Genomic DNA, 24,020 nt, shown 5'->3' on the forward strand with positions numbered 1-24,020 from the left:
CAATCCCCCAATAAAAAATTAAAAAATTTAAAAATGAAAAAGGTTCCAGTTACCATCGTTACCGGTTTTCTCGGCTCCGGGAAAACCACGCTGATCAGCCATCTCCTGCGTAATAACCAGGGCCGTCGTCTTGCTGTGGTTGTCAATGAATTTGGCGCCATGGGCATAGACGGAGAGCTGATCAAATCATGCTGCGAAAATGAAGAAGACATCGTAGAGCTGAATAATGGCTGCCTGTGCTGCACAGTGCAGGAAGAGTTCCTGCCTGTTATGCTTGAACTGATGGAGCGTAAGGAAAACATCGATCATATCATCATCGAAACATCCGGGCTGGCCCTGCCCAAACCATTGTTGCACGCTTTCAACTGGCCCGACCTGAAACCGCAGATCACCGTTGACGCCGTAGTAACCGTAGTAGATGCTGTCGGACAGGCCACCGGCGAGATCTGCAACCGTGAGCTGGTACAGGCGCAACGACTGTCGGATGACAGCCTGGACCATGAAACCCCTATTGAGGAGCTGTTTGAAGACCAGCTGTCCTGTGCTGATCTTGTAGTGATGACCAAGTCTGATCTTCTGTCTGCAGAAGCATTTGAACAGGTGAAAGGAATTGTAAGTAACCAATTGCGTACAGGCGTTAAGGTGATCACGGCCTCCAAAGGTCAGGCTGATCCCGGCGTTTTACTGGGCATCGGTGCTGCTGCGGAAAATGATCTGGACAACCGCCATTCCCATCACGAAGAAGATCATGCCAGTGGCCACGATCACCATCATCATGATGAAGATATCCAGTCTTTTGTAGCAGATATAACGGTGCCGCATACACCGGAATCACTCACTGAAAAATGTATCACGCTGGTAGGTCAGCATGAAATCTATCGTATCAAAGGTTTCATTGATGTACCTGGAAAGCCGATGCGTATGGTGTTGCAGGGCGTGTCCCAGCGTTTTGAGCACTATTTCGATCGCCCCTGGAAAGCCGGTGAAGAGAGGAAGACCTCACTGGTAGTGATTGGTCATGATCTCGACGAAGCATCAATCATCAAATTTTTAAATTTTTAAATTTCGAAATTTTCAAATTTCAAAATTTCCCATGCACCTGATCGCAACGATTCCCGGAGGCTGGAACCCCAATAACGACGGCGTTTTTATGGTGGAACAACAGCCTGGTGACATAGTCTTTCTTTCATCCGCAGATACAGAGATCCATGCGCTGAATACGGCCTGGCATACACTATACGCAGAGGGTAATCCATTGCCCTCCCTGCGTATGGCTAATCTCGTGTTTCTGCGGCAGGAGCTGTCTATCGATCATTACGTGGAAAATGTGGTCAGGCACGCAAAACTGGTGGTGTGCCGGCTGTTGGGCGGCAAAGGATATTACAACTATCTGGTGGAAACACTCAGGCATTACTGCGGGCAGTGGAATATCCCGGTGTTGTTTCTGCCGGGATACGATGCGCCGGACCTGGAGCTGATGGAGGCTTCTACTGCACCTATAACGGTAACGGATAGGGTATGGAAGTATTTTTCTGCAGGCGGTCCCCGAAACCTGCAGTATTGCCTGCAATATCTCTGGAGTTATTTTCTGGAGATGCCGGCTGAAGTGCCATCACCTGTGTCTCTTCCGGATATTTTTATTGCCCTGCCGGGCAATGATATCATGGATAGAAATGCTTTCAGCATGCAGGCAGACGCAAGGCTTCCACTGGTGCCTATCGTCATTTACAGGACGCATTATGTGGCGGGTAATACCGCGCCGGTGGAGGTGTTGTGTGAGATGCTGCAACAGCGTGGGTTACAGCCTATGCCGGTATACGTGTCCAACCTCCGTGATGCAGCCATGCTGGAAGTATTATACCGTTTCCTGACGGATGAGGGAGCGGTATCACCGGCTGTATTGCTGAATACCACCAGTTTCTCCACCAAATCGCTGGATGACAATGAAGCGGAGGATACGTTTATCTATTCACGTTTAGGCGTTCCAGTTATACAGGCTGTTTTTGCTTCCTGCACAAAGGAACAGTGGGAAGCCGGCCTGTTTGGATTACCGCCTACAGATGTGGCGATCAATATAGCCCTTCCGGAAATGGATGGCCGTATTATCGCCACAGCTGTGTCCTTTAAGGCAGATAACGGCAAAGACCCGCTCACCGACTCCAGTACGGTATCTTATCAGGCTTATGAGCCGGGATGTGATAGGGTAGTGGAGATGGCATTACGCTGGGTGAAGCTGCAACAGCAAAACAATGCTGCTAAAAAAGTGGCGCTCATCATGCCCAACTATCCCAATAAAGACAGCAGGCTGGCCAATGGGGTAGGGTTGGACACACCAGCCAGCGTGGTGGCCATCCTGCATGCCTTAAAAGATGCCGGTTATGCAACAGGTACCTATGTGCCGGCAGACAGTGCCGCACTGATGGAACTGCTTACGCATTACATCACCAACGATACCGCCACTTTTTATACCCGCCCTTATCAGGTTTTTCTGGAAGAAACAGTGTTTTTCGACTGGTACCGGGAGCTGTCACCTGCCTTGCGTGAAAAGGTAGAACAACAGTGGGGTAACCCTGAAGAGGCGGCCAGCTACACAGAAGGGCGTTTTGCCCTGCCGGGCTGCATGCTGGGCAATGTTTTTGTGAGCATACAGCCGGCCCGTGGTTATAACAGTGATCCCAAAAGTATTTATCATAGCCCCGACCTGCCGCCTACCTTCGATTACCTGGCTTTTTACTGCTGGCTGCATCACCAGTTCAAAGCCGATGCAGTGGTACATACCGGCAAACATGGCAACCTGGAATGGCTGCCGGGAAAAAGTGTGGCATTGGGCACAGACAGCTGTTTCCCCGCGGCCCTGTTTCCTGTGTTACCTCATTTTTATCCCTTTATCATCAACGATCCCGGCGAGGGTACACAGGCCAAACGCCGCAATCATGCCGTCATCATCGATCACCTGGTGCCGCCGATGGCACGGGCTGAAAATTATGGTGCACTCATAAAACTGGAACAGCTGGTGGACGAGTATTACGAAGCTGCCAGTCTGGATGCCCGCAGGGCCACACTGATCCGCACCAGCATCCGCAACCTGGTCAAACAGGAACATCTGCTGGAAGACCTGCAGACGGATGGTCGTGATATAGACGAGCTGTTGCTGAAGCTGGACGCCTATCTCTGTGAACTGAAAGAAGCACAGATCCGCGACGGCCTGCATATCTTTGGCCGCCCTCCTGCAGGTGAACAGCTGCATAGCCTGCTGGTGGCGCTGCATCGCCTGCCTGGTTATGGCTGGCCGGGTATTACCCAGGCTATAGCCCGTGATATGCAGTTGTCATTCGATCCGCTTAATTGCGAGTATGCGGCACCGTTAGCCCTGGAAGGTACCGCCTGTCGCACTACCGGTGATGTAGTAGAACACCTGGAACAAACGGCGCTTAGTTACATGGAAAGTTTAACAGCAGGTACCCTGCCTGCCGCCGGACCAGCCACTACGGCCATACTTACACGGATACAACAGGATACACTACCCCGGGTGATGGCTACTACAGATGAAATAACCCATTTGCTGAAAGGGCTGTCTGGTGGATATGTTCCTTCGGGAGCTTCAGGTGCACCTACCCGCGGAAGGGTGGGCATACTGCCTACAGGACGCAACTTCTACTCCGTGGATGTACGCAGCATCCCTACAGAAACAGCCTGGCAGCTGGGACAAAAGAGTGCCCGCCTGCTGATAGACCGTTACTTGCAGGAACATGGAGAATATCCTCGCAGCATAGGGCTGTCGGTATGGGGCACGGCTACCATGCGTACCGGCGGAGATGATCTGGCACAGGCTTTTGCGTTGATGGGTGTAAGACCCAAATGGCAGGCCGAAAGTCGCCGGGTTACGGATTTTGAAGTGATATCCCTTATAGAACTGAGAAGACCGCGTATCGATGTTACCTTGCGTATCTCCGGCTTCTTCCGCGATGCGTTCCCGGATATGATATCTCTCTTTAATGCAGTTGTGGCAAAGATCATCACACTGGATGAATCGCCGGAAGACAACCCTATCCGCGCCCGTTATCTGCAGGAAAAAAATACCTGGGAACAAAAAGGACTCTCCGCTGAAAAAGCCGCGGAATGGGCATCTTACCGTGTATTCGGTTCCAAGCCCGGAGCCTACGGCGCCGGCCTGCAGGCTTTGATCGATGAAAAAAACTGGACCACTCGGGAGGACCTGGCGCTGGTATATATGAACTGGAGTGCCTACGCCTACCATGGCCGGCAGCAGGGCGTATCGGCCTATGAAGCATTCCGGAACCGCCTGTCGAATATACAGGTGGTGATGCACAACCAGGACAACCGTGAGCATGATATCCTCGATTCTGATGATTATTACCAGTTTCACGGAGGAATGGCCAACGCCGTGGAGCAGGTGACTGGTACACAGCCCGTCATGTATTTCGGTGATCACTCCAGACCCGAAAATCCGCGTGTTAAATCCCTTCGGGAAGAATTGCTGAAAGTATACCGCTCCCGTGTGATCAATGAGAAATGGATGGCTGGTATGCGCCGCCACGGCTATAAGGGCGCCTTCGAAATGGCCGCTACCATGGATTATCTTTTCGCATATAGTGCTACCACCGGCCTGATAGATGATTTTATGTACGAGGGAATCACCAATGCCTACCTGCTGGACGAGACCAACCGCGAGTTCCTGCAACAGTCAAACCCCCATGCACTGCAGGATATGAGCAGTCGTATGCTGGAGGCTATCCAGCGTGGCCTCTGGCAGGAGCCTTCAGCAGAAATCAAAGAACAACTCACGCAATTATTACTGGAGCAGGAATAAAATGAGTACCTTGGCGGGATGAAAAATGCCCTGTATCTGCTATTCCTATGCCTTGCCGTGCATTGTAGTACGGCTCCTGCTATTAAACAGCAGCCGTTGCCTCCCGACAGCCTTGCAGCCATACCGGTTAATGATGCTGATCAGCTGGTATATTCGCGGAACGGGGTGGTACTAACGGCCATGATGGCAGGTGAAGACAGAATACAGCTTGAATATAAAACCCGCAGGGACACCGCCAGCCAACGTTTTTCATTTCCTTATTTGTTATATACCGGTAAGGCTTTTCCACCTCAGGGCATTGCCATATTAAATGACAATGCTTATAGCACTGCATCCTGTTATATGATAGGAGACAGCATATTGTTATTGCCACTCATCAACCATATCCCCAATGGCTTGTCTTTATACGTGATCAATCTGCATACGCGGCAGATACTGGCAGATGACTACCGTACCGGGTTACCACAGGTATGGATAAACGCACAGAACAATACTTTTATGATCGCAGACAGTCGTCAGCTGTATAATGACAGCAGTTATGTTTACCCGCTGTATGCCTGTGCTGTTAAAGGAAATGTAGTGGAAAAGAACTACAGCAGCAATATCAGCTTTCCCCTGGCGGCAGATGCAGAAGTAGCCAAAACAACCAAAGTAGCCCGAAAAGTCCTGCAATAAACAATAAGATGGCATCATGGTTTAAAATGATATTCCGCTGCGGTATAATAGCGGGTTTTCCCTTGTTCACGGTAGCCGTGATGACAACTGGCTTCCAGGACCCCATACCGCTTATGGAGAACTGGTGGACCGGTGCTTCACTGATCTGGAGTGGCTTTTTTTACGGGATGATAGCGCCTTTTTGTTATCGTAAATATCCATCCGTTTTTAAGTGTTTGTTATGGGTAGGAGTCCTTAGTTTATTGTTTGGGGTGGTGTTTTTTTCTTTCGTTTATTCGTTTGAGTTAAATTTGTGATTCCTTTACCATGGCTTGATTGATAGGATTTTTATCTGTGTGATCGGATTTGTGTCAGATGATGGTTGGTGTTAAAAGATGCATTAATTTTAGCGAATAAAGTTAAATTTATGCACATAGAAACACTCAAAATTTTAGCCAGACTGGATGCCATGGATGAAAAGTTCAACAGCAGATTAACTGCGATGGACGAAAAATTCGATCACAGAATAACTGTGATGGAGGAAAAATTCGATCACAGAATAACTGTGATGGAAGAAAAGTTCGATCACAGAATAACTGTGATGGAAGAAAAGTTCGATCACAGATTAACTGCGATGGACGAAAAATTCGACCGCAGATTCAATGCGTTGGAATCAGGAATGTCCGTTGTAAAGGATTGTATTTTGCTCCTTACAACTAAAGTGGAGCATCTGGACGAAAAAGTGGATACTCTGGACGTCAAAGTAGACGCTCTAGACAAAAAAGTAGATTCCCTGGATAAAAGGGTAGGGAATCTGGAAATCTGGAAATCAAAGTAGAGTCCCTGGAAACTAAGATGATTTCTATGGATGGAAAAATAGGTACCCTCGAAACAAGAGCAGATGCCGGATTCCGGGAAATGGATGGAAAGCTCCGCTTTGTGGATCTGCACTTTGAAGCTGTAGACCGTATCCTGCTAAGATCCCAGAACGACATCGGTAGAATTGCGGAATGGGTACCTTTCCGTACACATTCAGTACAGCCGCTAAGTCGTGATTAACAAAATCGTAGCTTGACTCAATCTTCATATGGCGTTCAACAGAGCTCTGACCGTTCCTCGGCCGGGGCTTTTTTATTTTTTACCATAGCTCCTTTTTTAACAAATTTTTGTCGTGTGAAAATGTTATATTGTATAGCTGTTTGAATGCCAACGACAGCAATTCTATTGATTACCAAAAACATCTAAACCTAACGTAGCTGTGAACCTGCTATTCATAGGCGTTATCGCCTTATCCCTATGGTTGGTGTACCTTCAGTACAAGAGTTACACCCGTAAAAGAAGCCGTATGCTGATGCCGGTACGGCCTGCCAATATCCTGAAAATCAACAGTTATACCTCATTCGGTATTATGGCCACCATCAAGTTCAAAGATGAGGCTTCCCCTCAACTGGGAGAGCGTATTCAGAAAGAAGGTGACCTGTACAAGATCACCGGTGTAATTCCAGATGCTGCCAGCGAACGGGATGGCATATGGGATTGCCGCCTCGAAAAAATATAACTGTGATGGACACTGATACTGTTGATTTTCCTGATGAGCGAAGATCAATGTGACTTGTTATGTTAACTATATTTTTCCTAAAATTATCAGGAGCATCAGTCACACATACTAATCACCGTTTAGGGAGCTAAGGTATTTGTCAATATACAAATCCTTTGTTTTGGCCTTGTATTGCATCACAAACCTGGGATGTTCCAGTGGGATGATCTTTTTGAAGAACTGTTCTTTTTTGTTCAGGGCTTCAAAGAAGGCCGCATTTTTGCCGGTGCCCATCACATAACAAATATCCTTGTCTAAATTCCAGGCAAGCTGTGTGCGGATACTCTCTACGATAAAGGAGTATACGGCTTTGGTAAGGGCGGTACTGTCGTAGTAATTGTAATTGATTTCCTTACCGCCAGGTTGCTCCATGGTAAAGCCAAGGGGGCATACAGAGGTGAAGTAGAATTTTTTGTAGAATTTTTTTACGCCACCATAGGCATCAATCACATCATAGATGAACACGGAGGAGGGTTCATGGGTTTTAAACCCTTTGATGGTGATGCCACATTGGTCGTACATGCGTTTGGTATCGGTGAAGGGTACACCGGTACTACCGGAGCCCAGGCGGCCGGGATTGATACCAAAAATGGCTCTGCGCAGTGCCTTGTCATCATAGAACTTTTTATAAAACTGTTCCATTACGCCGATAATTTCCGGGTTATCCTGGAAAGGGTTCATTATCCGAATCCCTTTAGGCAGATGGCCTTTAAATACAATATTCTTATTGAATTCGATGATATGGTCTGCAAAAGTCATCTTCCAAGATACAGAATCCCTCAAAACTCCTCAAACAAAAAACAAAAATCAAAAGGCGCATCAGCACCATCATCTATATCACAGTTAAGCCGTGGGCACTGATCTTTTCAAGAATATCTTCTTCTCTGTAAGGTTTCATGATATAATCATTCAGTCCGCAGTTCATATAGAGGGATATATCTTCATCCATAACGTTACCGGTAATGGCGATGATCGTAATGGTGGCTTTTTTCTTGTCGGGGAGTTGCCGGATCTGCTGGGTAAAGGCGATGCCATCCATACCGGGCAGATCGATGTCAGTGAGGATCATGTCGAAAGATTCGCGGGCGTATATCTCCAGCGCTTCTTCTGCGGTGCCGGTGATGGAGTAGGATACCTGAAGCCTGTCCAGCAGCAATGCCAGCAGCTTTTGGTTCAGCACACTGTCTTCTACTACCAGTAGCCTGACATTGGCCTGGGATGCTGTGGTTTTGGGAGGAGTATTCACGGGCATGGTAATTTTAACGGTACCGGGTGTCTGAACAACGGCGGGGTACCTGATTTCGAAATAGAAGGTAGAACCTTTTCCGGGCGTGCTTTTTACATCTATTTTCCCATCATGAAGGTCAATGATTTTTTTTGCGATATGCAGTCCCAGTCCGCTGCCTTTGGAAATACCGTTGCGGCCCTGGGTAAAGGCATCGAATATTTTGGGCAGTTCATTCGGCGGAATACCGGTGCCGGTATCTTTTACCGATACCTGCAACAGCTCTCCGTCGCGCAGGTGGGCGGTGACTGTTACCTCGCCTTTGCTGGTATATTTGATGGCATTGGCGATAAGGTTCATCAGTACCTGTTTAAGCCGGAAAACGTCGCCATATACCTGTTGGGAAGTAGGGAAGAAGATATTGGACTGCAGCTGCAGTGACTTTATGCCGGCTTGTACCTGCAGACTGGTACAAATCTCTTCTATGGCTGTCCGCGGAGAGAATTTCTCCTGTTTTAATAAAGGTCTGCCACCTTCCATCTGCGTGTAGTCGAGGACGTTGTTAACGACAGACAGCAGCATTTCGGCGGAGTTACGGATGGCGGAAGCGGTTTCTCCGGGTTGTTCCCTTTCCAGCTGGCTGGTGTATCCCAGCACGGAGTGGATAGGGGTGCGGATTTCATGGCTCATGGTGGTCACGAACTCGCTTTTCTGCCGGGCATATTTCTCAGCTTGTTGTTTGGAGCGGAGCAGGTCCAGATCGTATTTATACAGGCGGATGATGCCATATATGATGATCGCGGAGAGCAGCAGCAACAGTGGCACTTCCCAGTAGGTATGTTTATCTATACTGTACAGAGAGTGACCGATATCCTGACTCAGCAGCCAGCGTTTTTTATCGGTTTCCGCCACCATGTTCTGCCGGAGGTTGGTCAGTACCTGCTGCAGGGCGTTAAAGAGGCGCTGATTGGCCATCACCAGTGCGTACTCCTTACGGTTCAAATTGGCATGGCTCTGGGCCGCGTCCCGCATAAACTGCTGATAGGTGCGTTGCAGTTTTTTCAGTGCTTCATCATTTAATACGCTGACTTGTTCACGGCTGCTATCATCGGCCCGTTTGATCACCTTTACCTCCTGGTTGTTTTCCCGAACGCGCGATTTGTTGGAGATGGCATCCTTTATCCTTCCGAAAAGTTTTTTCTTCGGTTGGGCGGTAGAGGTGGAGCTGATGATGGTATCTATCTGTTCACGCCGGGGCAGTTTAATTTTTTTGAGCTCCTGTATCACCGGGGGGGCGGCTGTAGTATCCCATTGCTGGGAGAGCTGCAGCAGGGAGTCTACATACAGGCGGGTATGAAGAAACAGCTGGGTTTTCTCTTCCTTGTCACTCAACAGACGATGTACCTGCTGCTGTTTGCTAACGGTGCCGATAGCAGTGTCGATATGGGCGCTGACAGCCTCCAGGGAAGCTACGTAGGAATGCAGGAATGCCGGATCGTAAGTGAGTGTGTAAAAACGGAAATCATTGTCTGCTGAATACAATAACTGTACAGCCTTGTCTATATGGCCAGCATCGGTTTTGGTGGCCACCAGGTCCCTTACACCTGCACTTAACTGATCAGCTGCTCGTTTCCGCAAAAAAATGATCATAAAGAAGGTAACCAGAATGATCACCATCAGAATGACTACCGCAAACCGGAAAAAACTTTTTCTTTCGTGGGCGTTATACATTATAGCATCGATTGGAAGTTGGCACAAAAGAGTCAATGTCACTCTTCGGCGCCGTGAAATTAAAGCATTTTCTGTATTGCAGCTAAAAGGGACTTATGATGAATATGCTTATAGATATGTGATTTTAAATAATGGATATATGTATACTAATTATATTAGTATTATTGTTTTTTTAAATTCTATTTAGATCTAAATGTAATTTAAAGGTAATTTGTACTTTGTTCCCTGATTCCAAAGAAACAACGTATTATGAAGAAACATTTGTGGGTGTGGCTTTTTATATGCTTAGGTATACAAACCACCACAGCCCAGGACCCCGGCTATCGTCTGCTAAACGAAAAAAATGTAATACAGAACAGGAACTTCTACCTGTTTACACTACTGGAACAACTCCCGGCTGTAAACAGGCTGTTGCAGCAGGATACTGCCATGCAGCGCATCAACATCATTTTCCAGCAGCGCCTGCAGTCCGCCACTGCCTTGCAGGGCCTGTTGCTCGACAAGCCCACCATAGCCCGTTTGGCAGCCTACTGGCCGCAGCTGTTGCAACAGCATCCCGCGGTAATGGAAGAGCTGTTGAAACATATGCGCGCCTCCGGTTTCTTCCAGTTGTACGCAGCTGAACCGGATACAGCCATCCTGGCCCGTGCCTGGAAAGATGCCGCCAGCGGAGTGAACTATATCATCAACGCCTATACGACCAATAAAGGATTCCGTTATCCAAAAATAGATTCAGCTGCTTTTTATGTTTCCGGTCCCGCCTATCAGCAGGCAATGGGCCAACTGCTGAAAAGCACCAGGCACAAAGACCGCCACAGCACTTTTTTCTTCCAGCCTGCATTACATGCGGCCATCGGACTGCTCCTGCTCAATAAACACGATGAATGTGCCCGTTATGAGCCATTGGAGAAAGATAACAGAGAAGCATATACGAAAGCTAAAACAACAGACTGGAACAAATATACCTACACAGCGCTGCTCATCCCAGGTGCCGGCCCCGGTAATAACGATCCTATCAGTGATGCCGGCAAAAGCCGTTGCCGCATTGGTGCCGAATTATACCGTAAGGGCAGTGCACCCTTTATTATCGTATCCGGCGGACACGTGCATCCCTATGGTACTCCATACGCCGAAGCGGTGGAAATGAAAAAATATATGGTCAATGAACTCAAAATACCGGCTGATGTTATAATGATAGATCCTTACGCCAGACATACTACTACCAACGTCCGCAATGCCGTGCGCATAGCCTGGAAGAGCGGAATGCCCCTGCAGAAAAGAATGCTTTGCGTATCGGATGCCCTCCAGACCTATTATGTGGCCAGCAGCACCTTTACCAAACGCTGTCAGGATGAACTGGGATATATGCCTGCCGCTGATCTTCAACAGGCAGATCTGTACTACCTGTCTTTCCTGCCAGACATCAAATCCCTGCAGGCAAATGCTATGGACCCTTTGGACCCGTGAAAAAGTTTTGTTATCTTAAAATATAATCAGCACCTTCTTCGTCTTTCAAACAAATCACACATAAAACAATTAACAAAATGTATACTATCCTTGGTGCCGGTGGCGTAATTGCAAACGAGCTGGCCAAAGAACTGGTTGCAAACGGGAAAAAAGTCCGCCTGGTGAGCCGCTCCCCCAAATCTACCGCCGGTATTACTGACCTGGTCTCTGCAAATATCACAGATGCAGAACAAACCCGTAAAGCCGTAGCCGGTTCTGCAGTGGTATTCCTGACTGCGGGTCTCAAATATGACCATAAACTCTGGGCCGCTACCTGGCCCGTTATCATGACCAACGTGATCAATGCCTGTAAAGCCACAGGCGCCAAACTGATCTTTTTCGACAACGTATATTCCTACGGGTTAGTCAACGGCCCCATGAAGGAAGATACCCCCTACAATCCCTCCAGCAAAAAGGGCAAGATCCGTGCTGCCATTGCCACCCAGCTGATGAACGAAGTAAAGGCCGGTAATATCACAGCCACTATCGCCAGAGCAGCCGACTTCTATGGTCCCGGTGCCGACAAAACAGGCTTCCTCAACCTGCTCATCATCGACAAGTTCAGGAAGAAAAACACCGCAATGTGGTTGGGAAAAGACGATGTCACTCACAGCTACACCTTCACACCGGACGCCGGCAAAGGCCTTTACCTGCTCTCTCAGGATGATTCCTCCTGGAACCAGGTTTGGCACCTGCCTACTACCAACCCGGCCCCCGACGGAAAAGGTTATATGCGGATGATCGCACAACAGATGGGCGTAAAACCAAAGTACCTGAAACTGGGCGGCTTCCTTATCCGTCTCTCCGGCCTCTTCGACAGCACCATCAAGGAACTGGGAGAGATGCTGTATCAAAATAATTATCCCTACATCTTTGATTCTTCCAAATTCGAAAAACACTTTAACATGAAACCTACTTCCTATGAAGAAGGAATCAAACAGACCATTCAATTTGAATAGTCTACTAAAATTGTAGGAAATAAATTTGGTGGTTTGGATTTCTGTCCTATCTTTGCACCAGTTCTTTTAATTGCTTATCAAGAAAGGAGGAGGGAAATGGCCCGATGATACCTTAGCAACCTTCATTACCACCATAATGAAAGGTGCTGCATCCATCCCGGTGACACACCAGGAAAGATAAGTCTCTTCGATTTTGAGATTTTTTTATTTAAATATTTTAATATTTAAAATGCAGCGGAGATTACCATAGATCTTCACTGCATTTTTTTTTGTTGAAATGACTAAATAACTAAATTCCCAAATGACTAAATCTTGATAGGCTCTTCTTCAGAACTTGTTTTTCATTATTTCATCAAACTAAAAAACAAACAAAGATGAGTACTATCACTGAACTGATCCATTCTATTCCCGTAGACCCGCAAACCGGCGCCATTGCTGTGCCTATCTACCAAACCTCTACCTTCGTGCAGGATGCACCAGGTGTCAATAAAGGTTATGATTACGCACGCACCAATAACCCTACCCGGGAAACAGCAGAAAAAATTATTGCAGGCCTGGAAGGGGGAGCAGCCGCCTCGGCTTTCTCCAGCGGCCTCGCCGCCATCGATGCAGTGATCAAACTATTGAAAGCCGGCGATGAAATTGTAGCCGTAGATGATATCTATGGTGGCGCTTTCCGGCTGTTTAATAAAGTATATGAGAAATTCGGTATCCGTGTAAAATATGTAGATACAGCGGATACGCAGGCGGTCTTTAACGCCATCACGCCGGCCACCCGCCTGATATGGCTGGAAACACCCACGAATCCTACGCTGAAGATCTCCGACATCGCGGCTATCGGCCGCATCGCTAAAACGCACAACTGCCTTTTCTGTGTAGACAATACCTTCGCTTCACCGGTATTGCAACAACCATTACAGCTGGGTGCCGATCTGGTGATACACAGCGCTACCAAATACCTGGGCGGCCATAGTGACCTGATTGCAGGAGTGGTGGTGTCTAAAACGCCACAGCTGGGAGAGGAGATCAAATTTTATCAAAATGCCTGTGGCGCTATCCTGTCGCCCTTCGACAGCTTTCTGCTGATACGTGGCATCGAAACACTGCACCTGCGCGTCAAACAACATTGTAGCAACGCACAGGCCATTGCGGAATACCTGGAGCAACATCCGGCGGTAGACAAAGTATTTTATCCCGGTCTGCCTTCTCATCCGGGACATGCGCTCGCAAAGCAACAGAGCAAAGGCTTTGGAGGAATCATCTCCTTTACTTTAAAAGATGATCGCGCTGCTGCTGCCACTGCTTTTGTGACTGCTACCCATTATTTTAAACTGGCAGAAAGCCTGGGTGGGATCAAAAGCCTACTTTGTCATCCTGCTGAAATGACACATAAATCCATCCCCGCAGAAAAAAGAAGGGCTGCCGGGGTAAGCGACAGCCTGATACGTTTATCTGTTGGATTGGAAGAAGCAACCGACCTGCTGGCCGACCTTGAACAGGCCTTTAAGAAGTTGCCGCAGCCCGCTTTGGAAGAAAACGCGTTACCAGCATAGCGGCCACATTGTCTCCCGTCGCATTGAGGATGGTAGCCAGCGGATCTACCAGGGTACCAATCACCATCAGCGGCGGGAGCGCCTCCGGTGGAAACTTATACACAGACATTACCAGCAGCTCTCCGATATAACCACCATTGGGGATGCCGCCTTCCACAATACTCACAATCACCGTGATGCCCAGCGCCATTACAATGGTTTCAACATTATCGAACCCTTTGCCGAACATGGAGAATACCACGGCCATCTTGATGATGGAGCTGATGCTGGAACCGTCTTTATGTAAGGTGGCACCCAGCGGTACAACTACATTACCAATAGACGGAGGTACGCCCATACGGTGCACCGCTTCCAGATTGGCCGGAATAGTAGCGATGCTGCTACCTGTGCCGACAGCCGTCAGGGTAGGGATGATATTGTTTTTCCAGAAAGTCTGAATGCCTCTGAAACCACCGGCCACAAAGGCATAGAAGCTAAAGCCCACAATAAAATAAACAGTACCGAAACCATAGTAGATGCCTAAAGAATGCGCATAGGTGCCAAAAAGCTCCGGCCCTACAGTACCCACCTGGTAAGCGAAATACGCGCCCAGGCCCACAGGAGCTACTTTCATCAGCAGTCCCAGGATGTCTTTCATGACCTCATTGCCCGAATGCAGGAAACGCCGGAAAGAGGCGCCCCTTTCTCCTGCCCGCATAGCGGCCATACCTGTCAGTACTGAAAAAATGATGAAAGGCAGCATGTTCCTCCGTGACAGCAGCTCATAAAATTCACTGACCGTCAGCAGCCTTGTCAGCTGGTCACCGAAAGTGCCGGTATTGGCAAGTTCCTCCATATGCACCAGCGTCACCTGCTGATGGATCGGAAATATCCACACGGCCACAATCGTGAAAAATGCCGCTATCAACAGCGTACTCAGAAATACCAGCGACATGACTCCCAGCACTTTGCCCAGCCGGTGCGATGCATCGATATGTGCGATCGCTGATGCGATGGCAAAAAATACCAATGGTATCACAGTCGTAAACAACAGATTCAGAAAAATATCACCTATCGGTTTGATGATCGCCACTTGTTTGCCCAGTACCAACCCTGCGATAGTACCCGCTATAATACCGCCTAACAGCCATAAAATGCCACGGTAATTTTTGATGAATTCCATAGAAGGAAATTTATTCTTCCGGAAAACTAGTATTTTTAGCTCACTTATTTTTAAATGTGAACAATGAACAGGATTTCGCTGAAACTAATGGCGATAGGGTGCCTGCTGGTAGCCCTTTTCGCCGCTTCCTCCTTTAATGCCTCCGCTCAATACCGGCTCCGGTTTAACGGTGCCAGCAATTTTGTGGAGCTCAACGGGAAAGATCTCCCACCGCCTTACACCGTGGAATGCCTGGTAAGTCGAAATAAAGTCACTACCTATTCCACACTGCTGACAGCCGGTGACTACGAGAGCGGTATCCGCCTCGAACAATATAACAATACCAACAAAATAGGACTGACCCAAAAAGGGAAGTTCGATGTGCTGTTTGATTACGAGCTGCCGGTAGGTAAACTAACGCATCTGGCGCTGGTAGCAGATAGCACAGGTACCTCCCTCTATATCGACGGGAAATTTATACAACGGATAGATAAGAGCATTCCTTTGCCCCGCAACCAGATAGGGCTGGATGCAGACGGTTTTGGTACGCTCAACGCCACGGTAGACGAGCTGCGCATGTGGGATACCACCCTCGCCCCGCAAGCCATTGCCCGCCTGGCTTTTAAAGCGGTAACAGACAAAGATCCTGCTTATAACCACCTGCTGCATTACTACACCTTCGATGAAGGCAGTGGCAACGTGGTAAAAGACCATAAGGGCACCCTCAACGGAAAAATATTTCTGGCCACCTACGAAAAAGTCTATCCGCTGGACATCGCCATCACCAATATAGTGGCGCCGCTCAACGGAAAAGACCACTTCTCTTCCAAAGAGCCGGTCATCATCCGTGTAACCAACCTCGGTACCCGGCCGGTAGCCTCACCAGTGAAAATACAGTACACGCTGGGCTACGGCAGCCCGGTTAAAACAGTGACCGTTCCTTTTAATACACAGCCACTGCCACCTTATGCCATCCGGGATATACAGCTCGAAACAGCCGACTTGTCTGCCAAAGGCATCTGGCCCCTGGAAGTGAAAGCGATACTGCCCGGCGATGAAAATACCGGCAACAATACACTGTCCACTCACCTGTTACTGAAAAAAGTGCCGCTCACCGACATCAAAAAAGTTGCGCAAAAGCCCGGTATCATTGACTTTACACTGGGTAATGCTTTTGTGCAGCTACAATGGGTGGCAGATGATATATACAGGCTGCAGGTCAACTCCAACGGGAAGTTTGAAGCCGCCACACGAAACGGTATTGTGGTATGGAACGGTGATAAACCGGTATCCTATACCTTGAAAGACCGGAAAACATTTTATGAGATCAGCACAGCCCGGGTAACGCTGCATGTCTATAAAGCACCTTTTCGTATAGCCATGTACGATAAAGCAGGCCAGTTGGTGATGGAAGAAACAGCACCGCTGAGTATGGGAGAATATGCTACGCAGACCCTGCGTCGCGGCCCGCAGGACTACTTTTACGGTGGCGGTATGCAGAACGGCAATTTCTCTCACCGCGACAGCATCGTTAATATCCGCAACAACTTCGGCAACTGGGGAGCGAACACTACCTCCAATCCGGCACCGTTTTTTGTCAGCACTGCCGGTTATGGCATCTTCAGAAATACGTTTAATAAAGGTACTTACGACTTCCGGGATACGGTTGTACTGCAGCATGAAGGCTATTCCCTGGATGCCTGGTATTTTTACGGGCCTTCGCTGAAGACAGTGCTGGAGCAGTATACACATGTTACCGGCCGTCCTTTTATGGTGCCGCGCTGGGGGCTTGAGTTTGGTGATGCAGACTGTTACAATAAAAAAGGTGTTACTGGTGATGTAATCAAAAAAGTAGCGGAAAAATACCGCGAACAAAACATACCTGGTGGCTGGATACTACCCAACGATGGTTATGGATGTGGCTACCAGGGCCTCGATACCGTGGTGCAGCGTTTGCATCAGCTGGGCTTCTATACCGGCCTGTGGACAGAAAACGGAGTAGAAAAAATCAAAGACGAAGTAGGTCGGCTGGGTACCCGTTGCATGAAGCTGGACGTGGCCTGGGTAGGTCCGGGTTATAAATGGGGCCTCGATGGCTGCCGCTCTGCATTCAATGGTATCGAGCAAAATGCGGATGCCCGTGGTTTTGTATGGTGTGTGGCCGGCTGGGCTGGTACGCAGCGTTATGCTACTGTCTGGAGTGGTGATCAGAGCGGCAACTGGGAATACATCCGTTTTCACATCCCTACTGTGATTGGTAGCGGTTTGTCGGGCTTTAACTACGCCACCGGCGATGTGGACGGTATTTTTAAAGGCAGCGCTAAAACGTATGTGCGCGATATGCAATGGAAATGTTTCACGCCGGTATATATGGCTATCAGTGGTTGGGCTAAAGCCAACAAACAACCCTGGGCTTACGGTGAACCCTATACGGCCATCAATCGCAAGTATATGCAGCTGAAGATGCGGCTGACCCCTTATATGTATTCTTACTGCAGAGAAGCCTATGAAACGGGTACGCCCGTATGCCGGGCCATGGTACTGGAGTATCCGCAGGACCCCGTTACCTGGGGCCGCGAAACCCAATACCAGTTTATGAGCGGACAATACCTGCTGGTAGCACCTGTTTACAAAGACGAAGAAAAACGCGACAGTATCTATCTGCCGGCAGGGCAGTGGACAGACTATGACAATGGTACCGCTTATCAGGGTGGCCGCTGGCTGAACGATTTTGCCGCTCCGCTGGATAAATTGCCGCTGTTTGTAAAACAAGGCGCTATCATTCCTAAATATCCAGCCATGCTGTATGATGCGGAAAAGCCAAAAGACACGCTCACCCTGGAAATTTATCCTGGTGCTGATGGCCACTTTAAACTGTATGAAGATGATGGTGCCACGCTGGCTTATAGGAAAGATAACGCCTATGCCTACACGAATATTTCATCCACTACTGCCGGTAAGGAAATACGGATAAAGGTAGCAGCTACTACCGGCACTTACCGGGGACAGCTGCCTCAGCGGAGCCTGAAGCTGGAAGTATTCTCCAATACCCGTCCAAAGGCGGTAACGTTGAACGGCAAACCGCTGCGCTGGTCATTTGACTCCACTTGTAAAAAAGGTTGCATCTTTATCGATGCAGGCGTACTGGATATCTGTCAGTCCGCTGATATCCATCTGACGATTGAATAATACTCCCGAATAAAAACGAAGAAGCCGTCCCAATAAATGAAGGGACGGCTTCTTCGTTTTTTACAAACTCAGGAGAACATAATCAGAATGGGTGATGACGTAATCCGCCATCCACTGTGGCCACAGTGCCGGTGATATATCGTGCGCGGGGCGATACCAGGAAAACGGCCATGTTGGCCATATCCTGCGGTTCACCGAAATCACCCAGCGGGATGGCCTGTGCAACGAATTTACTGCGTTCTTCTCCCGGGAAGAAGCGGCGTATATTGTTAGTATCTATGAGTCCGGGCTGCAGGCTGTTGACCCTGATACCGTGTTTGCCCAGCTGTGCGGCCAGCTGTTTGGCCCATACAACTCCGGCTGCTTTGACTACTGCAGAAGCATTTACTTCCCTTAATTCATACGAACTGGAGATGTTCAGAATAGCTCCCTGTTTGCGTTCTATCATATGAGGCAGGAGTTGCTGCGTGAGTTGACGGTGCCGGTCGAAGTCCAGTGTCATGGCTGCGGACCATTCATCATCCGGCCCAACAACATCCAGCGGACGGCTGCGGCCTGCATTATTGATGAGAATATCAACCTGTCCCAGGCTGGACAGTGCTGCTGCGGCAATTTTCTCTGGTGCATCCGGTGCAACGAAATCCTGCACTAACAGTACCGGCTCTACGCCGCCGGCGGCTATTACTTCTTCTTTAAGGCTGTTCAGTAAATCTTCGTTTCTCGCTACCGCTAAAACTTTTACACCTTCGATAGCTAATTCCTGAGTGATGGCTCTTCCGATTCCCTGGCTGGCACCGGTTACTATAGCGGTTTTTCCTTTTAAATACAAGTCCATAATTCTTCTTTTTTTTTGATTCAAAAATCCTGTTCTGAATTTTTATGCAAAGTAAATTGTTGTCATTAATTTTATAGCTTGTGTAATCATTTGTACGCTACGAACAAACATGTAAGTAATGGCAGCCAGGAAGAAAAATTCTACGTATACACTTAATGAACAATCACTTATCGAATGTGATCTCAGTTTTGCTGTGAACAAGATAGGCGGACGATGGAAGCTACAGATCATCAGTATGCTGGAAGACGGGAAACACAGATATGGTGAGATAAAGAAAGAATTCTCACATATTACGGAACGTATGCTGACCTTGCAATTACGGGCTTTGGAGGAAGATGGAATTATCAAGCGTACCGTCTACGCAGAAGTGCCGCCAAGGGTAGAGTATGAACTCACAGAAGCCGCATTGGAACTGATCCCGATTTTAAAACTACTAAGCGAATGGGGTAGCAGAAACCGGCCTCACAGTTGAACAATTGATCCTCAAAACTGTTTAGCAGCTAACGAACCAACAGGATCCGTATGAAGTGTCTGTTATTTTGTTTGTTGTTGCCATGTTTGTTTTTTCAGCATAAGCAGTATTACACGATCGGCGAGGTATTAAAAAATGCCCGTCAGCTAACCCACGACAGTGTGACTGTCAGGATCCGCGGATATATTACCGGGAAGGTCAATAGGTCAACATATCTTTTTGAAGACAGAACAGCTGAAATAAAAGTGGATATCCCGGATAAATTTCTTCCTTCCAAACCCTTTAATGACAAGGATGAAGTGATCATTGAAGCGTTGGTGCAGTACGAAATAAACAAGCCGGTCACCCTGATGGCAAACCGGCCTGTTGTCAATGATTAGTTATTGATGATTATAGTATTTTAAAGAGAAAGGCGTAGATACTCTTGACGCTGGCAGCGATTACGATCACGGCTACCGCCACCATGATAGTTTTAGCAGATATTTTATTGGATACTCTCGCCGCGATCGGAGACGCAATGGCGCTGCCGATCACCAGTCCCAGTACGGCATCCCAGTGTACATAGGATAAAGCCGCCACAAAGGTGAGGGAGCTCAGCATGGCAATGAAAAAGCGGGTAGCCTTCACCGTGCCCAGGGAAAAACGCGGGTGTCTGCCTCCGGCGATGAGGGAGGACAATACGATAGATCCCCAGCCTCCGCCGCCGATTGCATCGATGAAGCCGCCACCGAAGCCCAGAAATCCAATCCTTTTTATTTTTTTTGAGACCTGTTTTTCTTTTTGTGCCCTGATGGCTCTTTTGAAGATAACGGAGCCGAGTATCAGCGTATACAGGGAAACAACCGGTTTGGTATACATCGAATAATGCTCCAGGGAAGAAAGGAGATAGGCACCGATGACTGCACCGGTAATACCCGGTATGATCAGTATTTTAAACAGCTTTTTATTGACATTCCCCATCCTGAAGTGCATCCATCCGGCAATTCCGTTACTAAGTATTTCGGAAATATGTACTGCCGTGCTGGCTGATGCGGGCGGGATACCCATGCTCAGGGAAAAAGTGGTGGAGGTAATGCCGTACGACATACCGATGGCACCGTCAATCATGGCAAAAATAAATCCGGCAATCAGAAAGTAATAAAAGGTAGAAGGTACATCTTCAACATGCGTCCTGAATTCCGGTACCAGGTACCATACCAATGTAAGGGTGATGGCAAGGAGTATAAAGCCTGTCAACCAATATATCCATCGCTGCTTTTTCACCGCGGTACTGTCGGCAACGGTACCTCTCACAATCAGTGGTGGTAAGGCCGCTTGTTCTGCCGGCGCCGTGGTGACGAGTGTTTGTGTTTCTTTCTCCATTTTGTTCCCAACCAAATTCTTCACAAAATACATAAACTCTATGAGATTAGTAGACTATATAACATATTTTTTTGGGAGAATGTTTATGCTCATTAGCTGAAAAGAGTAAGCGAAACGGTTACCCATATATCAATATTGTCAGGGCAAGCCGGGGGAAAACAGATCCGGAAGAGGTTTATTTACCTGCTAAAATGCTTTGCTGTACTCGTTTTTGACGTTTGGGTATGATGCCTGCAGATGAGAAAAAGCAACACATCATAATTGATTTGCCTATATTTGGCTTTGCGAACCAATTACCATATACATGCTTTTGCAAGTTTTTCTGACTTTTTTTCTTGTTTTATTAAATGGGTTTTTTGTAGCGGCAGAATTTGCCATTGTCAAAGTACGATCTTCACAGATTAACAGTAAAGGAGGCCTGACAAGAGCTTCCACCGCAGCTAAACATATTTTAAGCAATCTTGATGGATACCTGGCTGCCACTCAGTTGGGTATCACCCTGGCCTCTCTGGGCCTTGGATGGGTGGGAGAATCAGTTGTCACTACGCTGATACTCAGGCTGATGGAGGCGCTTCACATCAGTGTCACTGAAACCACCGCCCACAGTATTGCCATTCCTGTTGCTTTTCTGACTATTACGATCCTTCATATCGTTTTTGGTGAGCTGGCGCCTAAATCCATGGCCATCCGTAAGCCACTGCCTACCACACTCACGGTGGCACTGCCACTCCGTTTCTTTTTTGTTATTTTCAGGCCCTTTATCTGGCTGTTAAATGGTCTGGCCAATAGTATCCTCCGTATGGCAGGATTAACGCCTGTAGGTGAGTCTGAAATTCACTCTGAAGAGGAATTGAAACTCATCATCTCTGAAAGCCAGGAAGGTGGTGCCATTGAAGAAACCGAACGCGAGCTGATACAAAACGTCTTCGAATTCGATGACAGCCGTGTAAAAGAAATCCTGATACACCGGAAAGACATCTCTGCCCTCGATATCAGCCAGCCCTTCCAGCAGCTGGTAGACCAGGTAATCAAAGATGGCTATTCCCGCTATCCGGTTTACAACAATTCACTCGACGAACTGAAAGGTGTTATCTATACCAAAGACCTCGTTAGAGGGGTACTGGAAAAAACACTCAACAATATCCAGGACATTCTGAAACCTTGTTTTTATGTGCCCGACAGCATGAAAATCAAGGACCTCCTGCGTACTTTCCAGAGCCAGCGCCTGCAGATGGCCATCGTAACCAATGAATTTGGTGATACCGAAGGAATTGTGACCATGGAGGATATTCTGGAAGAACTGGTAGGGGATATCCAGGATGAACACGATCAGGAAACTCCTATCGTGGAGAAAAAAGAAGAAAACATCTACCTCGTGGATGCCCATGAATACCTCGCAGATATCAACGAGCTGCTGCCGGTGCCACTGCCGGAAAGTGAACATTATGAAACCCTCTCCGGTTTGATAAACTACACCCATGGTAACATCCCGAGGGAAGGAGATGTGTTGATTATTGAAAACTATGAAGTGCTGATTCTGAAGATGTTCCGAAGCTCTGTTGAAAAAGCACGTTTAACGCTGATCCGATAAAAACTGTCATTATGGAAAAGAAAATCCTGCATGTGCTGGAAGGCCGGGAGAAACGGATTACAGACACAGAAGTGGTTAGACAGTCACTGCCTACGATGCAGTTTCGTTTTGCTAATCCATTTATTGTGGTGCATCATATGCCCGCAAAATATTTCGCACCGGGATCTCCGGAAGACAGACTGCACCCCCATCCGCACCGCGGTTTTGCTCCGGTGACGTTTATGTTGCAGGGGCAAGGCTATCACCGCGATAATGCCGGCAACGCCATGACAGTTACAGCCGGTGATGTACAATGGATGTTTGCAGGTAAAGGGATACTTCATAGTGAAGGCCCTTCGGAAGATTTTCTCAGAGAAGGCGGTACCTATGAACTGCTGCAGCTCTGGTTCAACGTGCCAGCAGCCCGTAAAGGCGAAAATCCATATTATCAGTATGTAAAGGGTACAGACATGCCTCCTGTGGCCCAGGCAGACGGGGTATCACTAACCCTCGTCAGCGGTAACTATGAAGGCAAAACAGGTCCGCTGCAGAATTATACGCCCATCACTGCCATCTGGGGCAGCATACAGGCCGGTAAAAAGGTAACGCTAAAGGCTACACCGGGTTACTGGACTTTGCTGTACGCAATAGACGGACAAATCACCGTCAATGGAACTACTGTCAACGGATACCACCTGGTGGTATTTGATAAGGACGATGCCAGCCCCGACATACAGATCACTGCCGATGAAACAACCCGCCTGCTTTATCTCTGTGCAGAGCCTATCAATGAGCCTATAGCGGCAAAAGATAATTTTGTGATGAATACGGCTGAAGAAATAGAACAAGCCTTTGCTGATTATAAGAATGGACTTTTTGGCACGCTGGAAGCCTGACGTATAGCACTACATAAAAGAACCTTGCATAAAAAAGCCCTGGCAAAACCAGGGCTTTCAGCTAGTTTACATGATGGCACTATGTTTCCGCATAGAATCTCTATTCTCTTTCTTCAGGTCCTTTTTCTTGTCTTTCATTTCTTTCTTTTTCATTTTCATACTTCGGGGACTAACGCTATCCCGCATTTTGGGAGGAAATGTGTCCTGAAACAGTTTCAATCCACTTGACTGTTTTACCAGTTCATTTTCATCCACTGGGTTGGCTTGTAATCGACGGTCCAGGTTACTCTGCAGCAGGAAGAATACGGCCAGGACCATCATCAGCCCGATTGTAGCCGGAAGATTCTTCATAAAAACTATTTTAATACTGCAGAATGCATGACAGATATCGTGCTGAATTTAACCCTGCAGGGGTAGGGCATGGTATAATGTCCTGATAATAGTTGAGTTGTGTCGGCATAAAAATCACGAAGCAGAGGCTGATCCCCGGGCATAGTGT

At 47.9% G+C, this 24,020-nt stretch carries 20 protein-coding genes and 1 riboswitch; of the genes, 14 read left to right on the plus strand and 6 right to left on the minus strand.

The annotated features are described in order from the left end of the window. The first annotated feature begins 33 nt into the window (after positions 1 to 33). The 6 genes from cobW (at position 34) to KD145_RS31225 (ending at position 7,043) form a co-directional block, all read left to right on the plus strand. Positions 34 to 1,062 carry a cobalamin biosynthesis protein CobW gene (gene cobW / locus KD145_RS31200; protein ID WP_212003699.1) on the plus strand — a complete coding sequence of 343 codons (1,029 nt, stop codon included), beginning with the start codon at positions 34 to 36 and terminating at the stop codon, positions 1,060 to 1,062. Between the two features lie 31 nt (positions 1,063 to 1,093). Next, complete coding sequence (gene cobN / locus KD145_RS31205) at positions 1,094 to 4,831, plus strand: cobaltochelatase subunit CobN (protein ID WP_212003700.1); 3,738 nt, start codon at positions 1,094 to 1,096, stop codon at positions 4,829 to 4,831. Positions 4,832 to 4,849: 18 nt separating this feature from the next. After that, positions 4,850 to 5,506, plus strand: coding sequence for a hypothetical protein (locus KD145_RS31210; protein WP_212003701.1), 657 nt, complete (start codon positions 4,850 to 4,852; stop codon positions 5,504 to 5,506). 406 nt (positions 5,507 to 5,912) lie between these two features. Beyond that, positions 5,913 to 6,323 carry a hypothetical protein gene (locus KD145_RS31215; RefSeq protein WP_212003702.1) on the plus strand — a complete coding sequence of 137 codons (411 nt, stop codon included), beginning with the start codon at positions 5,913 to 5,915 and terminating at the stop codon, positions 6,321 to 6,323. 26 nt (positions 6,324 to 6,349) lie between these two features. After that, the gene (locus KD145_RS31220; RefSeq protein ID WP_212003703.1) at positions 6,350 to 6,544 is read left to right on the plus strand and encodes a hypothetical protein; all 195 of its coding nucleotides are present in this window, start codon (positions 6,350 to 6,352) and stop codon (positions 6,542 to 6,544) included. A 199-nt stretch (positions 6,545 to 6,743) separates the two neighbouring features. Continuing rightward, positions 6,744 to 7,043, plus strand: a complete 300-nt coding sequence (locus KD145_RS31225) for a hypothetical protein (RefSeq protein ID WP_212003704.1) — start codon at positions 6,744 to 6,746, stop codon at positions 7,041 to 7,043. A gap of 108 nt (positions 7,044 to 7,151) precedes the next feature. Here KD145_RS31225 and KD145_RS31230 read toward each other — a convergent pair whose 3' ends face one another. Further along, a complete protein-coding gene (locus KD145_RS31230; RefSeq protein ID WP_212003705.1) occupies positions 7,152 to 7,841 on the minus strand; it encodes a uracil-DNA glycosylase family protein in 690 nt (229 codons plus the stop codon). A 73-nt stretch (positions 7,842 to 7,914) separates the two neighbouring features. Continuing rightward, positions 7,915 to 10,038, minus strand: a complete 2,124-nt coding sequence (locus KD145_RS31235; RefSeq protein WP_212003706.1) for an ATP-binding protein — start codon at positions 10,036 to 10,038, stop codon at positions 7,915 to 7,917. 249 nt (positions 10,039 to 10,287) lie between these two features. On the opposite strand from KD145_RS31235, the gene KD145_RS31240 reads away from it, so the two are divergent. From KD145_RS31240 to KD145_RS31250, 3 genes are all read left to right on the plus strand, one after another. After that, entirely contained in the window at positions 10,288 to 11,505 is a 1,218-nt protein-coding gene (locus KD145_RS31240; RefSeq protein ID WP_212003707.1) for a YdcF family protein, read from the plus strand. A 77-nt stretch (positions 11,506 to 11,582) separates the two neighbouring features. After that, on the plus strand, positions 11,583 to 12,503 hold the full coding sequence (locus tag KD145_RS31245; protein ID WP_212003708.1) for an NAD-dependent epimerase/dehydratase family protein: 921 nt from the start codon (positions 11,583 to 11,585) through the stop codon (positions 12,501 to 12,503). Between the two features lie 71 nt (positions 12,504 to 12,574). Further along, positions 12,575 to 12,687, plus strand: a riboswitch (SAM riboswitch). A gap of 190 nt (positions 12,688 to 12,877) precedes the next feature. After that, positions 12,878 to 14,056, plus strand: a complete 1,179-nt coding sequence (locus KD145_RS31250) for a PLP-dependent aspartate aminotransferase family protein (RefSeq protein WP_212003709.1) — start codon at positions 12,878 to 12,880, stop codon at positions 14,054 to 14,056. Here the strand turns inward: KD145_RS31250 and KD145_RS31255 are convergent. Beyond that, complete coding sequence (locus tag KD145_RS31255; RefSeq protein ID WP_212003710.1) at positions 14,007 to 15,218, minus strand: dicarboxylate/amino acid:cation symporter; 1,212 nt, start codon at positions 15,216 to 15,218, stop codon at positions 14,007 to 14,009. The two genes, KD145_RS31250 and KD145_RS31255, sit on opposite strands and share 50 nt — an antisense overlap. A gap of 63 nt (positions 15,219 to 15,281) precedes the next feature. Here KD145_RS31255 and KD145_RS31260 point away from each other — a divergent pair, with 63 nt between their 5' ends. Further along, positions 15,282 to 18,386 (plus strand): TIM-barrel domain-containing protein, encoded by a 3,105-nt coding sequence (locus KD145_RS31260; RefSeq protein WP_212003711.1) that lies wholly within the window; start codon positions 15,282 to 15,284, stop codon positions 18,384 to 18,386. 82 nt (positions 18,387 to 18,468) lie between these two features. Here the strand turns inward: KD145_RS31260 and KD145_RS31265 are convergent, their stop codons facing one another. Beyond that, positions 18,469 to 19,221: an SDR family NAD(P)-dependent oxidoreductase gene (locus KD145_RS31265; protein ID WP_212003712.1), complete on the minus strand. Its 753-nt coding sequence runs from the start codon at positions 19,219 to 19,221 to the stop codon at positions 18,469 to 18,471. Positions 19,222 to 19,339: 118 nt separating this feature from the next. Here KD145_RS31265 and KD145_RS31270 point away from each other — a divergent pair, with 118 nt between their 5' ends. Both KD145_RS31270 and KD145_RS31275 read left to right on the plus strand, forming a co-directional pair. Further along, positions 19,340 to 19,693: a helix-turn-helix domain-containing protein gene (locus tag KD145_RS31270; protein ID WP_212003713.1), complete on the plus strand. Its 354-nt coding sequence runs from the start codon at positions 19,340 to 19,342 to the stop codon at positions 19,691 to 19,693. 50 nt (positions 19,694 to 19,743) lie between these two features. Next, positions 19,744 to 20,073 (plus strand): NirD/YgiW/YdeI family stress tolerance protein, encoded by a 330-nt coding sequence (locus KD145_RS31275; RefSeq protein ID WP_212003714.1) that lies wholly within the window; start codon positions 19,744 to 19,746, stop codon positions 20,071 to 20,073. A gap of 10 nt (positions 20,074 to 20,083) precedes the next feature. On the opposite strand, the gene KD145_RS31280 is transcribed toward KD145_RS31275, so the two are convergent. Continuing rightward, positions 20,084 to 21,055 (minus strand): sulfite exporter TauE/SafE family protein, encoded by a 972-nt coding sequence (locus KD145_RS31280; RefSeq protein ID WP_212003715.1) that lies wholly within the window; start codon positions 21,053 to 21,055, stop codon positions 20,084 to 20,086. Positions 21,056 to 21,359: 304 nt separating this feature from the next. On the opposite strand from KD145_RS31280, the gene KD145_RS31285 reads away from it, so the two are divergent. Both KD145_RS31285 and KD145_RS31290 read left to right on the plus strand, forming a co-directional pair. After that, complete coding sequence (locus tag KD145_RS31285; protein WP_212003716.1) at positions 21,360 to 22,646, plus strand: hemolysin family protein; 1,287 nt, start codon at positions 21,360 to 21,362, stop codon at positions 22,644 to 22,646. An 11-nt stretch (positions 22,647 to 22,657) separates the two neighbouring features. Further along, the gene (locus KD145_RS31290) at positions 22,658 to 23,521 is read left to right on the plus strand and encodes a pirin family protein (RefSeq protein WP_212003717.1); all 864 of its coding nucleotides are present in this window, start codon (positions 22,658 to 22,660) and stop codon (positions 23,519 to 23,521) included. 66 nt (positions 23,522 to 23,587) lie between these two features. On the opposite strand, the gene KD145_RS31295 is transcribed toward KD145_RS31290, so the two are convergent. Then, on the minus strand, positions 23,588 to 23,872 hold the full coding sequence (locus tag KD145_RS31295) for a hypothetical protein (RefSeq protein ID WP_212003718.1): 285 nt from the start codon (positions 23,870 to 23,872) through the stop codon (positions 23,588 to 23,590). Positions 23,873 to 24,020 lie beyond the last annotated feature (148 nt).

Source organism: Chitinophaga sp. HK235 (assembly GCF_018255755.1).
GTDB lineage: Bacteria > Bacteroidota > Bacteroidia > Chitinophagales > Chitinophagaceae > Chitinophaga.

Coding starts and splice junctions, on each gene's coding strand:
- cobW (WP_212003699.1), top strand. CDS start 34: ATGAAAAAGGTTCCAGTTACCATCGTTACCGGTTTTCTCGGCTCCGGG.
- cobN (WP_212003700.1), top strand. CDS start 1,094: ATGCACCTGATCGCAACGATTCCCGGAGGCTGGAACCCCAATAACGAC.
- KD145_RS31210 (WP_212003701.1), top strand. CDS start 4,850: ATGAAAAATGCCCTGTATCTGCTATTCCTATGCCTTGCCGTGCATTGT.
- KD145_RS31215 (WP_212003702.1), top strand. CDS start 5,913: ATGCACATAGAAACACTCAAAATTTTAGCCAGACTGGATGCCATGGAT.
- KD145_RS31220 (WP_212003703.1), top strand. CDS start 6,350: ATGGATGGAAAAATAGGTACCCTCGAAACAAGAGCAGATGCCGGATTC.
- KD145_RS31230 (WP_212003705.1), bottom strand. CDS start 7,841: ATGACTTTTGCAGACCATATCATCGAATTCAATAAGAATATTGTATTT.
- KD145_RS31235 (WP_212003706.1), bottom strand. CDS start 10,038: ATGTATAACGCCCACGAAAGAAAAAGTTTTTTCCGGTTTGCGGTAGTC.
- KD145_RS31240 (WP_212003707.1), top strand. CDS start 10,288: ATGAAGAAACATTTGTGGGTGTGGCTTTTTATATGCTTAGGTATACAA.
- KD145_RS31245 (WP_212003708.1), top strand. CDS start 11,583: ATGTATACTATCCTTGGTGCCGGTGGCGTAATTGCAAACGAGCTGGCC.
- KD145_RS31250 (WP_212003709.1), top strand. CDS start 12,878: ATGAGTACTATCACTGAACTGATCCATTCTATTCCCGTAGACCCGCAA.
- KD145_RS31255 (WP_212003710.1), bottom strand. CDS start 15,218: ATGGAATTCATCAAAAATTACCGTGGCATTTTATGGCTGTTAGGCGGT.
- KD145_RS31260 (WP_212003711.1), top strand. CDS start 15,282: ATGAACAGGATTTCGCTGAAACTAATGGCGATAGGGTGCCTGCTGGTA.
- KD145_RS31265 (WP_212003712.1), bottom strand. CDS start 19,221: ATGGACTTGTATTTAAAAGGAAAAACCGCTATAGTAACCGGTGCCAGC.
- KD145_RS31270 (WP_212003713.1), top strand. CDS start 19,340: ATGGCAGCCAGGAAGAAAAATTCTACGTATACACTTAATGAACAATCA.
- KD145_RS31275 (WP_212003714.1), top strand. CDS start 19,744: ATGAAGTGTCTGTTATTTTGTTTGTTGTTGCCATGTTTGTTTTTTCAG.
- KD145_RS31280 (WP_212003715.1), bottom strand. CDS start 21,055: ATGGAGAAAGAAACACAAACACTCGTCACCACGGCGCCGGCAGAACAA.
- KD145_RS31285 (WP_212003716.1), top strand. CDS start 21,360: ATGCTTTTGCAAGTTTTTCTGACTTTTTTTCTTGTTTTATTAAATGGG.
- KD145_RS31290 (WP_212003717.1), top strand. CDS start 22,658: ATGGAAAAGAAAATCCTGCATGTGCTGGAAGGCCGGGAGAAACGGATT.
- KD145_RS31295 (WP_212003718.1), bottom strand. CDS start 23,872: ATGAAGAATCTTCCGGCTACAATCGGGCTGATGATGGTCCTGGCCGTA.